This is a genomic window from Oceanobacillus bengalensis (assembly GCF_003628445.1).
In the GTDB taxonomy this organism is placed as follows: domain Bacteria; phylum Bacillota; class Bacilli; order Bacillales; family Amphibacillaceae; genus Oceanobacillus; species Oceanobacillus bengalensis.
In genome coordinates, this window is sequence record NZ_RBZO01000012.1 from 34,496 (window position 1) to 49,540 (window position 15,045).

Annotated in this window: 12 protein-coding genes; all 12 read right to left on the reverse strand. The window is 37.6% G+C overall.

The window, feature by feature from the left end:
- Window positions 1-41 precede the first annotated feature (41 nt).
- Window positions 42-1,298 carry an extracellular solute-binding protein gene (locus D8M05_RS09265; protein ID WP_121131034.1) on the reverse strand — a complete coding sequence of 419 codons (1,257 nt, stop codon included), beginning with the start codon at window positions 1,296-1,298 and terminating at the stop codon, window positions 42-44.
- Window positions 1,299-1,739: 441 nt separating this feature from the next.
- Window positions 1,740-3,227, reverse strand: coding sequence for an L-arabinose isomerase (gene araA, locus D8M05_RS09270; RefSeq protein ID WP_121131037.1), 1,488 nt, complete (start codon window positions 3,225-3,227; stop codon window positions 1,740-1,742).
- A gap of 14 nt (window positions 3,228-3,241) precedes the next feature.
- On the reverse strand, window positions 3,242-4,930 hold the full coding sequence (locus D8M05_RS09275; protein WP_121131040.1) for a ribulokinase: 1,689 nt from the start codon (window positions 4,928-4,930) through the stop codon (window positions 3,242-3,244).
- Between the two features lie 20 nt (window positions 4,931-4,950).
- On the reverse strand, window positions 4,951-5,640 hold the full coding sequence (gene araD, locus D8M05_RS09280) for an L-ribulose-5-phosphate 4-epimerase (RefSeq protein WP_183072755.1): 690 nt from the start codon (window positions 5,638-5,640) through the stop codon (window positions 4,951-4,953).
- A gap of 555 nt (window positions 5,641-6,195) precedes the next feature.
- The gene (gene nagB / locus D8M05_RS09285) at window positions 6,196-6,942 is read right to left on the reverse strand and encodes a glucosamine-6-phosphate deaminase (protein ID WP_121131046.1); all 747 of its coding nucleotides are present in this window, start codon (window positions 6,940-6,942) and stop codon (window positions 6,196-6,198) included.
- 559 nt (window positions 6,943-7,501) lie between these two features.
- Window positions 7,502-8,338 (reverse strand): sugar phosphate isomerase/epimerase family protein, encoded by an 837-nt coding sequence (locus D8M05_RS09290; RefSeq protein ID WP_121131048.1) that lies wholly within the window; start codon window positions 8,336-8,338, stop codon window positions 7,502-7,504.
- Between the two features lie 45 nt (window positions 8,339-8,383).
- Window positions 8,384-9,436 (reverse strand): Gfo/Idh/MocA family protein, encoded by a 1,053-nt coding sequence (locus tag D8M05_RS09295; protein WP_121131052.1) that lies wholly within the window; start codon window positions 9,434-9,436, stop codon window positions 8,384-8,386.
- 56 nt (window positions 9,437-9,492) lie between these two features.
- Window positions 9,493-10,533 (reverse strand): Gfo/Idh/MocA family protein, encoded by a 1,041-nt coding sequence (locus D8M05_RS09300; RefSeq protein WP_379543187.1) that lies wholly within the window; start codon window positions 10,531-10,533, stop codon window positions 9,493-9,495.
- A gap of 99 nt (window positions 10,534-10,632) precedes the next feature.
- Window positions 10,633-11,613 carry a Gfo/Idh/MocA family protein gene (locus D8M05_RS09305; RefSeq protein WP_121131058.1) on the reverse strand — a complete coding sequence of 327 codons (981 nt, stop codon included), beginning with the start codon at window positions 11,611-11,613 and terminating at the stop codon, window positions 10,633-10,635.
- Complete coding sequence (locus D8M05_RS09310) at window positions 11,610-12,518, reverse strand: Gfo/Idh/MocA family protein (RefSeq protein ID WP_183072746.1); 909 nt, start codon at window positions 12,516-12,518, stop codon at window positions 11,610-11,612. The genes D8M05_RS09305 and D8M05_RS09310 overlap by 4 nt, the downstream gene beginning before the upstream one ends.
- Window positions 12,519-12,800: 282 nt before the next feature.
- Window positions 12,801-13,967, reverse strand: coding sequence for an anhydro-N-acetylmuramic acid kinase (locus D8M05_RS09315; RefSeq protein ID WP_121131064.1), 1,167 nt, complete (start codon window positions 13,965-13,967; stop codon window positions 12,801-12,803).
- Between the two features lie 26 nt (window positions 13,968-13,993).
- Window positions 13,994-15,040 carry a serine hydrolase domain-containing protein gene (locus D8M05_RS09320; RefSeq protein ID WP_121131067.1) on the reverse strand — a complete coding sequence of 349 codons (1,047 nt, stop codon included), beginning with the start codon at window positions 15,038-15,040 and terminating at the stop codon, window positions 13,994-13,996.
- Window positions 15,041-15,045 lie beyond the last annotated feature (5 nt).

The window sequence follows — 15,045 nt, forward strand, 5'->3', positions numbered from 1 at the left end:
AAAAAGGTCCAACACTATCCTATTGGGACAGCCTCTTTCATCTATTCTTCCGCGTCAGTTTCAGCGTTCTCTATATCTAGTGATCCTTCAGCTACTTTGTCGTCAACAACCTTCTGCATTTCCTTTAATCCCTCATCAATATCCATTTCGCCATGTACTAAATCTGCAATATAGGTGTCAATAGCTTCTGCTACGTATGGATAATGTTCATAAGTGTATATGTGTAATGAATCTTCCTCGGCTTCATTTTTAGTGAAGAAAGATTGCATATATTTTTCATACTCAGGACTTTCGTTTACTTCTTTACTTGCAACGATTTGGCCTGCTTCAGCCCATTTAATAGAATTTTCACGAATGTATTCTAGAAAATCACCAATGACAGCTTCTTTTTCATCTGTCCTTTCTTCATTATTCATCATAGAGAATAAGTGAGAAGATGCACGGTTATGGAATGTATCTGGTTCAAATGAGTAGATATTGGTCACCCCGAAATTCAGACTTTCTACTTGAGCATGTCCAGTAGAGCTCCAAGTTCCGTCAGTGGAGAATAAAACATTACCAGATTGGAACATTAAGTAACCATCTTCACCATATGGCGTCATTAAACCAGCATCAGCTATTGCTTTGGTTTGTTCAATTGCTTGTTTCATTTCAGGAGTATTTACTGCTGGTTCTCCGTCAATCTGGATATCTCCACCTAGGTTTTGAATTTGCGCTAAGATCACCCACCCCATTAATGCATCGTTAACAACGTAATCACCTTCATCTAATTTACCTTCAAGAGATAGCATTTCGTCGTATGTAACTATATCGTCATCTAAAAAGTGCTCAACGCCATATTTTGCTAGCAAATCTTTGTTATAGTACATCGCACTACCATGGATATCTAGCGGAATTGTGTATTGCGTTCCATCAACAATCCCCGCCGTCCATGCTTCAGATAAATAATTATCCTCATTCAACTCTGATTGCGCTTCCATAATTGAAGTCATCGGCTCTAATAAATCTTGTTTAGCAAAACTAGGGACACGGTCAGCATGAATTAACGTAAGATCTGGTATACCACTTCCAGAGTTCATTACCGTATAAAGCTTCGTGTACATATCAGATGTAATAACATGCTTAATTTCAAGTTCTTGCTCAGACTGTTCATTATATTCATCAACAAGCTCATTCATATATGCACCATCATCACCAGTAAGTGGTGTCCAAAATTCAATTACATTTTCATCGGAACTACAGCCCGCTAAACCAATTGCTATTAAAGAAACAAATAAGATCATCATTATTTTCTTCATTGCGCTTAACCCCCTGGATTATTTTTATACTGTAAACTATAATCAGTATTTCATCGCAAATCCCAACTTCTTAAAACTTTTATTAAGGAAAGACCAGCCTAACTTGACAGCGTTTACAAACAAGGTTTAAATTAATTACTCTATTATTCTATCACCTCCCAGAATCATAACATGATAACTATTGGTTCCTTTTTGGTTATCCTATACGAATATGTTCGGCGACTAAAGTCAATTACCTATAATTTGTACGTATAAGATGTTATGTTTAGATTATAATCTACTATATTACATTTTGCAACAATTTTCTAAATAGCATTTTTTATGAATAAAGTACCATATAAGGGGTCAACCACACAGATTGAATACCACCCGTATTTACATAGTATCCAATTTAAGTAAACCCCTGATATGATTTCATAATTTCTATGCTAAGAAAAGACTTTACCTCCGCCAAACTACCTCATTCCAATTTAATTCGTTTCTAAACTGTCTCAAGTTCGTATCTTTATCAATTACAACACATTCAATCTTCGCCATATCTGCAAAGTCATATAGTTGTTCCGTTGTAACTTCAAATGAAAATACAGTATGATGTGCACCACCAGCATAAATCCATGCTTCTGCTGATTCTGCCAGGGATGGTTCCGGCTTCCATAATACTTTCGCAACAGGTAGATTAGGTGTATCAATTTCTGGTTGTTCTGCTTTTACCTCATTAATAACTAGACGATAGCGGCCTCCCATTTCAACAAGTGAAGCAGCTATTGCATCTCCTCCACGACCATCAAATACGAGACGTGCTGGATCCTTACGATCACCCATCGAAAGAGGATTTACAACGATTCTAGGCTTCGTTGCCGAAATCGTAGGACATACTTCAAGCATATGTGAACCTAGAATCATTTCGTTACCTTGTTCAAAGTGGTACGTATAATCTTCCATAAATGAGGTACCTTTATTATCCGAAATCACTTTCATCACTCGAAGCAATGCTGCCGTTCTCCAATCTCCTTCTCCGGCAAATCCATAACCTTCAGCCATTAACCGTTGAACAGCTAAGCCTGGCAATTGCTCTATACCATATAAATCTTCAAAGTTAGTAGTAAATGCATTATAGTTTCCCTTTGATAGGAACGATTTTAGTCCTAATTCGATTCGCGCTTGTCCTCTAATAGAGTTGCGAACGTTTCCTGGCTCATTCGCTTCAATAGGAAGTTCATACAACTCGTTATACGTATCATACAATTTGTCTACTTCTTCTTCAGAAATTAAAGCAATCTCAGAGGCGAGATCACCGATTCCGTAATAATCAACAGTCCAACCAAATTTAATTTGCGCCTCTACTTTGTCACCATCTGTTACCGCAACATTTCGCATATTATCTCCAAAACGAGCTACACGAACGTTCGTACCTTCTGTAAATGCAACTGCTGTTTGCATCCATCCTGAAATTTTGCTATTCGTTTCCGTATCCTGCCAATAACCTACAACAACTTTTCTTGGTACTTTAAGACGTGTCACCATAAACCCAAATTCACGATCACCATGTGCCGACTGATTCAGGTTCATAAAATCCATGTCGATTGACTCCCATGGAATGTCACGGTTGTATTGTGTATGCAAGTGTAATAGTGGCTTTTTCAATGCATCTAAACCCGCTATCCACATTTTTGCAGGTGAAAATGTGTGCATCCACGTAATTAACCCTGCACAATTTTCATCAGCATTCGCTTCTAGCATTAATTTGTGGATGTCAGAGGCATTAGTTAATACCGATTTGAATATAATCTTAGATGGAAAATTTCCTTTTTCATTTAATCCCGTTACCATTTCTACTGAATGCCTTTCTACTTCTTGTATTGCTTCTTCGCCGTATAGATGTTGACTACCTGTAACAAACCAGAATTCGTATGGTCTAAGTTTTAACATATGATTCTTCCCCCTTAGTTAACTGTAATTGTTTCTTTTACATCTGGACGAATCGCCTTCAATCTTTTCATTACATCATTTTCGCCTCGTCCAAAGTAATCATGAAGTTTAGTGTATTCTTGGTAAAGTTTTTCATAGATTTCTACATTCTCAGGTATTGGTACAATCGTTTCTTCTTTCACCCGTGCCATCTTTTCAGCAGCATTAACGATCGTGTCGTATCCGCCATTTTCAACTCCCGCTGCAACCGCCGCAAACATCGCTGCACCTAATGCTGGAGTTTGTTTGGAATCAGCCACGTTAATGGTACGGTTTGTAACATCTGCATAAATTTGTAGGAGCAATTGATTTTTTTGTGGTAATCCACCACATACGTACAGTTCGTCCACCGCAACCCCATTTTGATGAAATGCATCAACAATTTTTCTGGTACCAAATGCTGTTGCTTCTAGTAATGAACGATAAATTTCGTCTGGTTTAGTTTGTAAAGTCATCCCCACTAATAGGCCACTTAGGTTCGTATCTACTAATGTAGAACGATTACCATTCCACCAATCCAATGCTAATAAACCAATTTCTCCAGGTTGATATTTAGTTGCTTCTTTCTCTAAATAGTGGTGAACATTTAATCCCTTTTTATCTGCCGCTTCTTTCACATCGCTTGGAACTGCTTGATCGACATACCACCCAAAAATATCACCTACTGCTGACTGCCCTGCCTCATATCCGTAAAGGCCTGGAATAATTCCATCTTCAACAACTCCACACATACCTTCCACTTGCTTTTCTTCTGTTCCAAGTACCATGTGACAAATAGATGTCCCCATTGCCATCACCATTTTTCCAGGGGTTACAACTCCCATTGCCGGAACAGCTGCATGTGCATCTACGTTCCCGACAGCAACGGCAATTCCTGCATTTAGGCCAATTGCATTTGCCATCTCCTTCGTTAACTCTCCAGCTTTTGTTCCAAGTGGTAAAATATCGCCACGTAATTTCGTTTCCGCCAGATTTTCCAAACGTGGATCTAATGCTTTAAAGAAATCATTGCTAGGATAGCCATCACGTTTATGCCAAATCGATTTATATCCAGCAGTACAACTATTACGTACAAGATTGTTCGTTAATTGTGAAATAACCCAATCTGTTGCTTCCACAAATTTATCTGTCTGATCAAAGATTTCAGGTGCCTCATTAAGGATTTGCCATACTTTTGCAATCATCCATTCTGATGAAATCTTCCCACCATAGCGTGGTAAGAACTTTTCACCTCGTTGCTCTGCAATTGCATTTAATTTATCCGCTTCTGGTTGAGCCGCATGATGCTTCCACAACTTCAGCCAGCTGTGTGGATTATCTTTTAACTTAGGATTGAAACATAATGGTGCTCCATTTTGATCAACAGGGAGCATCGTACATGCAGTAAAATCAATTCCTATTCCGATTACATCTACTGGATTAATACCTGTTTCTTTTAAAACAGCTGGAATAGAAGTTTTTAACACTTCAATATAATCTGCTGGATGTTGAAGCGCCCATTCATAACCTAATTTAATTTTTGATTCTGGTAATTCCTCGTCTATTACACCGTGTCGATATGGAGTAACATGATCAGCGATTTCTTTTCCATCAACTAAAGAAACGAGAACGGCACGACCTGATTCTGTTCCATAATCAACACCGATTGTATATTTTGTTGTCATAATAGGTGTCCTCCTTACTTTTATTGACCATAATATGCATTTGCGCCATGTTTTCTTAAATAATGCTTATCTAATAAAACTTGATCCATCGAGGGAGTATCCGGATTGATTTGATAAGTGTGTAACGCCATTTTTGCTACTTCTTCTAGGACAACTGCATTATGCACTGCATCACGTGCATCTTTACCCCAATTAAATGGAGCATGACTATGAACTAATACACTAGGAATGTCATTTGGATCAATACCATTCTTAGAAAACGTTTCTACAATAACATTCCCTGTTTCGTACTCGTACTCACCCCTGACCTCCTCTGGTTTCATTCGACGCGTACACGGAATAGATCCATAGAAATAATCCCCTTGCGTTGTACCAAGACATGGTAGTGATTGTCCTGCTTGAGCCCAACTAGTTGCCCACGGAGAGTGCGTGTGTACCACCCCCCCAATATCTGGGAAGTTTTTATATAGAACTAAATGTGTGGGTGTATCTGAGGAAGGTTTTAAATGCCCTTCTACAATATTTCCCTCTAAATCTAGTACAACTAAATCATTTACAGTTAATTCCTCGTAAGGAACGCCGCTTGGTTTAATAACAACTAAGCCATCTTCTTTATTAAAACCGCTTACATTTCCCCACGTGAATGTAACTAGTCCGTGTTTAGGGAGTGCTAAATTCGCTTCTAATACTTGTTCCTTTAATTCTTTCATCAATAGAAATCAACACCTTTCCACTTAACAACCCTTATACGTATGTTTGGTTTGTATGATGTTATTTTAATATAAATTGTACGTACAATCAAGAGATAATATGCATCATTTAGAAAACTTATAAATGGATTGTTAAGGGAATGGTGTAAGTATTGGACATATCGTTTATGTGATTGTTAGTTTTACAGAAAGGAATGTATCATTTCCTCGTATAACTAGTAAACTACCTATAAATAACTAAACGTATTGGACTACTATCAACAGGGTGATCGCCAACTACCTAGTTGAGCTCCTTCATTTTCATCTAAACATCCATTATCTTTCACTCGTTCGTACAGGAATTTAACTTCTTTTTTGTGGAATGGATTGATGAATATACTCCGACTTTCATCTGGAATGTACAATTTTTAGAGATAAAAAAGATGATTCCTGTTCAATACAGAAATCATCTTTTGGATGTAGCGTCGCTTTTTTTATATTTTCCATGAAAAGATTACCTTTTAGCATCTAAACATGGTCAAGCTGTCCCCTTAAATATACTAATTCAATTAAGTATTACTTCAATAAAAGGCTTTTACCGACTTTCCCTAAAGCCCCTTCATCTGCAATCAATGTTACTTTATCATGATTCCGCAAGACAGTCGCAGGAAAATCTTCACTAACTTCTCCTTCTATCAACTGCTTCACAGCTTCTGCCTTCTTCTCACCAGAAACGAGCAACACAATCTCTTTACTCTCCATAATTGTTTCAATACCCATTGTAATTGCTTGTGTTGGTACCTCATCAATGGAATCAAAGAAACGCGCATTTGCCTCTCTTGTAGATGCATCTAGCTCAACAATATGGGTTCTACTCGAAAAAGCAGTACCTGGTTCATTAAAACCAATATGCCCATTTAATCCTAATCCTAGGATCTGGACATCGATGTTACCTGCTGTTTGGATTAATCTTTCGTACTCAGAACATTCTCCCTCAAGATCAGCAACAACACCCTTTGGTAAATAGACATTTTCCATTTCTACATCAATATGATTGAACAATTTATCCTTCATGAAATAATAGTAGCTATTCGGATCTTCTTTTTTCAACCCAACATACTCATCTAAGTTAAAGGTCGTAACGTCTTTAAAAGAAACGTTCCCTTCACGATATTTTTCAATCAAACGTTTGTACAAACCTTCTGGCGTTGAGCCTGTTGCTAACCCAAGCACCGTCTTCTCTACCGCTCGTATCCTGTCTATAAGGTACTCACACGCTTTCTCACTTAAGGCTTCATAGTCTTTTACTTTAATAATATTCATAATAACGATTCCCCTCCAAATGCAATCATACCACGACAAAAGGTGTATTTGATAATAAGTTATCAGCAATAAGTAAAATACCAAGGGATGTATTATTTCATCACTTCACCTACTCTGCCCTATCAGTAAATCTTATTAACAACAGACTGCGCTGTTTTCTTTTTCATTTCCAAGGTCTTTTCCTTTGTACGTAATGCAATTCCTGTACATAGCAGATCAACGATGTACAGCTGGGAAATCTTTGCTGTAAGTGATCCACTCTCTAGAGGTGACTCCTTCGCGCCTCCAAGAAGGACGACATCCGCAAATTGCGTGATCTATTTGTTTCTTAAGAAGTTTCATCTTTCATTCTCTATTTTCTAGTATGGATTAATCCTATTATTAATAGTTTTTAATAATGTTAGAGTATCTAGTCGTTATGTATTAAATAAGTCCAAAGCTTATATCAAATCCGTAGTAATTTGGATTGTAATAAATGATTTTGAGGCATGGTTCAGATCTTTCTAAAATAAATTACTTTTATTCCTACCTCTTTCCTTTTTATTAACATAGAACTTTCTCATGCCTCCCGTAAATCTCTTAATCTTTTTACCGCTTCCGCTGTAGATGTTTTTGGATCATCAGGACCTTCATACTCAACAGATAAAAATCCGCCATAATTCGCATTTTTTAATCCTTTAACAATGTAATCAAGGTCAACTTGTCCATCCCCTGGTACGGTTCCAATTAACTCTTCCTCTTTAACAGAAAGAAATGCAGGTATATTTTCATCCTTACGTTTCTTTCTAAAATCCTTAAAATGAACATGTACTATCTTATCCTTTAAGCGTTCGAAGGCTTTGGTTGGCTCTTCATGTACTAATAAGAAGTTTCCTGTGTCAAATGTTGATTTGACATAAGGACTATTCACCTTTTGAATGATTTCTTCCACTTGTTCACTTTTTCCGGCTAAAAGTCCATGATTTTCAATCGCCAAATAGATTTTTTCTTCCTCAGCAAGAGTTGCGCATGCTTTCAACCCTTCTACAATCCAATTTTGACCATCCTTATAGGTAAGCTCTCCATTTAAATCTCCACAGAACACACGAACGACGTCTGTCCCTAATTGTTTTGCAACACGTATTCCGTCCAGAACCTTTTCCCCTTGCTGCTTACGTTCCTCAGCCGTCTCTTTCACAAAATTATTCGTTACATCATATGCAGAAACGATCATTTGCTCATCTTCTAGCACCCTTTTCACCTGTTCGATTTCTGCTTCTTTATCCTTCCAATAAATGTCCAGTAATTCAACGCCATCTAATGAGATACTTTTTGCATAATCAATAAAATCTAGAACCGTCCAATTTTCTTTATTCACTACTTTATGCAGACTATACATGCTTACACTTATTTTCATATAAAACCTCCTCATTTTCCTACTTTATTTAAGTCATAACATCACCTACAAATAGACTTCTTTACCCGTTTCAGCCGATTCATAGATTCCTTGTAACATCCTCATTACCTCCACACCATCTTCAACTGGAGCAATATTTTCTGTACCATCAAGGCAACAGGAAACAAATTGGTTAATTTCATTCGAAAATGCCTTAGCAAAATCAAATCCCAATGTATCCATCTGAGGCGTCATATTTAAGATTGTGTCATGTTGTTCACTAACAATCATTAGCTCTGGTTCGATTTCAGCTCCACCTTTATCACCAAATAATTTCACTGATACTTCATCTTTCTTAGCCTGAAGGGTAAAGCTCACATCTACTAGCAAAGAAGCACCATTTTCAAATCGAATCATTGCATTGGTTAAATCTTCCACACTATTTATGGAAGGGTCATAATCTGCTGCTTTGTAGAATGATAGATTTTTTACATTACTTCGATTTCCTAGTTTATGATACGTATTCCCACTAACCGATACTGGCCTTGGTTTTCCCATTAGATACCAACAAATATCGACCATGTGAACACCTAAATCTATTAATGGCCCTCCACCTGACCTCTTTTTATCACTAAACCATCCACCGGGATTTCCTAATCTTCTTAAACAAGAAGCTTTTGCATAATAAATCTCTCCCAAATCACCATGATCAATAAACTGTTTCAATAGCTTTGCATTATCTCCATGTCTACGCACAAAACCGACCTGCAGTACATTTCCTGTTTTCCCTGCAGCTTCTTGCACTGCTTTTGCTTCTTTTACTGTCATACTCAGTGGCTTTTCTACGAGAACGTGCTTTCCAGCCTCCAGTGCTGCAATTGCAATTTCGGCGTGTGAATTGTTCCATGTACAAATGCTGACAGCGTCAATCGATTTATCTTCTAGCAATTCAGGATAGTCTGTATAACATTGCTCAACCTCATACTTTTTCGCTTTCTCCTTTAACCGCTTTTCATTCACATCACAAAAAGCAACAAGTTCAACTCTCTCATTCTTTACATAGCTATTAATATGTGAGTCTGAGATTGACCCAATACCAATCACACCAACCTTTAACATTTTCTATTTCCCTCTCTTTCTTCTTGTCTAGAAGATTTACCGATTCTTTGTAGTCCTTACGATAGCTTTACCGCTTCTCCCGTTTTAGCAGATTCATATAATCCATTAATAATCTTTTGAAGAAATACTCCTTGCCTTGCTGTACTAATCGGTTCTTCTCCCGTTAAACAAGTATGAATAAACTGTTCAATTTGCAATTCGTATCTATCTTTTTTCGGTAGGTAAGAGGGCGTAATATCAATTAATGTATCATGTTTTTCTTGGTTTATTTTCAACGGAAAAACATCCGCACCGCCCTTATCCCCCATTAAGGTAACAGACATTTCATCTAGTATTTCCACATTTGCAGCAAAGGCAGATTCGATTATAATGGATGCACCATTTTTAAACGTAATTAAACCACGTGCCATATCCTCAACAGAAAAGTTTTCATAATCCCATTCACCAAGAATCCCCACACCTTTTTTATTACCTAGCATCTGATACGTAACACCTAGAACGGTATCTGGTTCAGGGTAATCCATTAGATAAAGGGCTGTATCAAGCATATGGACACCAATATCAATGAGTGGACCGCCACCTTGAAGTGCTTTGTTCGTAAAAACACCCCATCCCGGAATACCACGTCTACGGAGTGCGTGAACACGAGCAGCATACACATGGCCAAGTTCATCAGCATCTATAAACCGTTTTAACGTACGAACCTCCGCTGAGTAACGATAACATAAGCCATAGGTTAACATTTTCCCAGCCTTTTCTGCTTCCTTTTCCATTTCTTCTGCTTCTTCTACAGTCATTGCAGGTGGTTTTTCACATAGTACATGACACCCTGCTTGTAATGCTGCAATTGTAGCTTCTGCATGAAATTTATTTGGTGTACAAATACTCACTGCATCCAATTCCACTGTTTCTAACATTTCTTTATAATCTGTAAAAACATGTTGTATGTCATATTGTGTCGCTAAGCTTTTTGCATTATCGATCGAGATATCAGCAACTGCCACTACTTTTACTTTATCAGGATGCTTTAGATAATTTGGTACATGTACATCTTTAGCTATTCCTCCAGCACCGATAATACCTACACGAAGATCCATAATTATTCCTCCTTTAACTGTCCTTCACCTTGGAACAGGGCCATATTTCTAGATTGCTTATGGCCCTGTTCCAATTCATTCATTTCTATCTATGTTAAGTCAACGTTCGATTGTAACCGTTCGCTTTAATTCATTCGACATATATGCGGCCTTTACCACTTCTAATGTCCTTAATCCATCTGTTCCAGTGATAAACGGTTCTCTTCTCGTTTTTATACAATCGATAAAATCATTTACAAGTCCTTCATCCATGTCATCAGCCCATGGTTTCTGTTGTATTCTTCCATCTTTATCGTTATAAAGAAGTGAATATTGTTTGTAGGCATCAACAGCAATCGTTCCTTCTGTTCCAACAATTTTCATCGTTACATCACCCCATGTTGGAAAGGTAGCAGGTCTTGACCAGCTTGGATCGATTGAGGCGATGACACCTGATTCCAGTTCAAGCAAAACCGAACCACAATCTTCAACATCAATATCATAAAATCTTGTGTCTAATTCTGCATACACATTTTTCACTTCATCCTTTAGAATCCAGCGCAGCAGATCCATGATATGTACAATATGGTCTGTTGCTGAACCGCCACCAGATAATTCCTTTTCAACAAACCATCCACCAGGCATTTGTCCATGGTTTGTTGCATTTACGGCAACCACTTCACCTATTTGACCTGACTCAATCATCTGTTTTACTTGCTGAATAGCTGGTACAAAGCGAACTGGATAGGCAACTTGTAAAATAACCTCACTCTTCTCACATGCTTCAATCATTGCCTTTGCATCTTCCACTTCTGTTGCGATTGGTTTTTCGCATAAAATGTGTTTTCGATATCTTGCAGCTTTTATTACGTGTTCTTTATGGTTCACATTCTCCGAACATACAATGACAGCTTCAACGTCTGTTTGTAAAAATTCATCAAGGTCTAAATAAAAGTTTGTATCAAATTTTTGTGCCATTTCCTTGCCGCGTTTTTTCTCTGCATCCCATATCCCTACTAACTCTGCTTCAGGATGTTGCAGCAGGTAAGTTGCATAACTCAATGCATGCATATGGGCAAAGCTAATGATACCTATTTTCATAATAAAGCACCTCTTTTCAGTGAGACAGGTTCACCAATTGCTACGGAATGTTTCGCTGCTTCTGCTATTTTCATTGCTTTCATCGCATCCACTGGTGTGAACGGCACGCTGCCTTCCGAATTGAGCGAATTTATGATTGCTTCCATTTCACGCCTAAGTGGATTTTTCACAAAAAGTCCTTCTTCTACATCTAGGTTACCAGAAGTAAGCTCCACCTGAATTGGATTACTTTCCTTTCCATTATAGGTAAGCATCCCATATTCACCAGTTAGTTCAAACGTTTGTTCAACTTTTTCCGTCGACCAGGATAATTCCACATGCGCGATTGCTTGGTTCTCCATTCTTAATGTAACTAAAGCAAATTCTAGTAAACTTCCGTCTTGACGCTTTTTTTGTACTCGTTTCGCTGTAACTCTCTCGACATCACCTAATGCCCAAACTAGCCAATCAAAATCGGCATTTCCAACTTGAAGAAATAAGTCGGCTTCCTTCTCTGGACGCGGTATACTGTGTGTTATACGAAGAACGCCTGGGTTACCCAAACTTCCATCTTCAAGTTGCTCCCTAGCGTTGACATATGCTGGATGGAAACGATGTGAATTTCCAAGGTACAGATTCGTTTGATTTTGGCTACATGCTTTTACAATCGATTCAGCTTCTTCCACACTTTGAGCAATTGGTGCCTCACAGATTATATGAAGTCCTTTTTTAGAAGCACGGCGAATATAATCTGCACGCTGGTCTAACGGCAAACAAAGGTCGACAACATCAACATCTAAAGAAAGGGCCTCTTGCAGACTAAGGTTTTCTTTCTCACCGACAACTTCTACACCTGAAATTGCTGACCATGTTTTCAAATGTTCTTTTCTTGCGGGACCTTTTCCTAATACAGCTATTTTAACCAATTTGCACACTCCTTTTTATTGTTATTATTCTGATAATGTATATTTTACAGAATAATCAACTATATTACTATCCAATTTCATAATAAAAATTTGTAATTGTACTTACAATCTACATTTACACTTTTTGAAGGTCCACTTTATCCTTATCTTGAAGCTGAGTTTTCCTGTAGATACATTCTATCTCTTTCAAACGCTTCTTTAATTGAAATCCCGTCACTCTGGGATCTCTTACTTTTAGGACGATGTACCCGTCCCCATGGCCGCACCGACGGGCCCAATCACTCACCAAGCAATCTTTCCCATTATCACTGATTTCTCCGCTCCTGTGGCAGCTGGCAAATTATTCGTCCTTTTGTTAAAACATTGATAGCCAAGGAGAGCAAATACCATTGCCTCTTTTGCATCTGCAGGCATACCATATTCATCTGTTTTTTTAAAATCGATATCGTTGGGCAAATAAGATTTAATCATATTCATTAATGTGTGATTAAATCCACCTCCGCCACTGATTAATACTTCTTTTATCTCACCAGGCTCTATATATCTATTAATTTCGTTAACAATTGACTTTGCTGTTAGTGCTGTAATCGTTGCTATTTTATCCGTATCACGTAACTTGAGGTTCGCTGCTTCATGCCATAATTTTGTAGCATACGCTTTTCCAAACATCTCTCTTCCCGTACTTTTTGGAGGTTGAAGCTTGTAATGGGGATGCTCTAATAGTTCTTTAAGCCAAGCATCATTAACTTCCCCTTTGGATGCTAGTTTTCCATCTCTATCATAAGTTTGATTTCCGTTCGTAACCCATTCTACAAAAGCGTCAATTAGCATATTCCCTGGCCCAGTATCAAAAGCATAAATATCTGTTTTCGCACAATTTTTAGGTAGGGTGGTAATATTCGAAATGCCACCTATATTTACCAATACTCTCCCATAATTCTTTTCACGGAACAACATATAATCAGCGTACGGAACTAAAGGCGCGCCCTTTCCCCCTGCCGCCATATCTCGTGTCCGGAAGTCACCAATTGTCGTAATCCCTGTACGTTCAGCTATAACACCGATATCTCCAATTTGAAGCGTAGAAGTAATTTCCCTACCATCTAATAGTTTTGAGTCAGGCTGATGGAAAATTGTCTGACCATGGGAGCTAATAAGTAAAATATCCTTTTGTAATAAACCTGCTTCTTTAATAACTTGTAGTGAGGCATTAGCAAATAATTCACCTAATAACATATTCATAGAAGAAATGTCCTCAATCCTAGCTTGGTGAGGATCACATAACATTAGTATTTGTTCTTTGATGGCGCTAGAATAAGGCAATGTTAAAAAACACAAGAGCTCCATATCAATATTTCCCTCTATGTCCTTTATCTCTACTACCACTGCATCAATACCATCTAATGATGTTCCAGACATTAGACCAACAACATATTTGGATTGTTTCATGATATTTCCTTTCTAAAAGAGATTTATTAAAAGTATGATCGTATTAAATTATGTAATCTTGGTCTTAATCTTAAGATATGCGGATGTCTTCCAAAATGAACTCGATTCGTTAATAGAATCACGTGTAAATCTATCTCCGGATCGAACCAGATACTTGTACCCGTAAAACCTGTATGTCCATAAGATTCATTTGAAAATAAATCACCACAAGAGGATAATGTTGGACTGTTTAATATCCATCCTAAACCTCGATATTCGCTATCAAACGGAGTATAGTTTCTTCTCGATAAATTTAAAACAGCTTCAGATAAAATTCGCTTCCCTTTAAAAACACCATCATTTTCTATCATAGAAGCATAGTTTTGTAAGTCATGAAGGGTAGAAAACAAACCTGCATGACCACTAATGCCCCCCATTGATTCCGTATTATCATCATGCACAATACCATGCTTATAATCATTTCGTTTCTCACTAAACTCTGTTGCCGCATACCGTTCCCGTTCAAATGTTGGATTAAATCCCGTGTCGAACATCTCTAGTGGTTTAAGGAACTCTTTCTCAAGAAAATGTGCAAATGTATCGCCTGTTACTGTTTCAATCACCTTATACAAAGTAATTAATCCCAAATCACTATAAACCACTTTGGTTCCGCTTTCATATTCAAGCGATTGCTCATAGATTCTTTCTAAAATCTGATTGGTAGACAGATTTTCCAAGTAATATTGTTTATGTGCAGGTAACCCTGATGTATGGGTTAATAAATGTCTGATTGTAATATCTTGCTTCCCATTGTGAGCAAATTCTGGTAAAAAGTAACCGATTGAATCATCTAATCTAACATCCCCACTTTCTATTAGTCTTAAAATAGCAGGTAATGTTCCAACTACTTTGGTAAGAGAAGCTAAATCAAACACTGTATCTATTTTTATTGGTGCCTTTTCAGGATAGACAACCCTATTTCCTACAATTTCTTCTACTATAATCTCGCCTTTATAGGATATACTCAGTGCAGCGCCAGGAATGTGTTCTAGATCAATTTCCTTTTGGAAAAAATTAAGTATTTTTCCCCTCATAATAA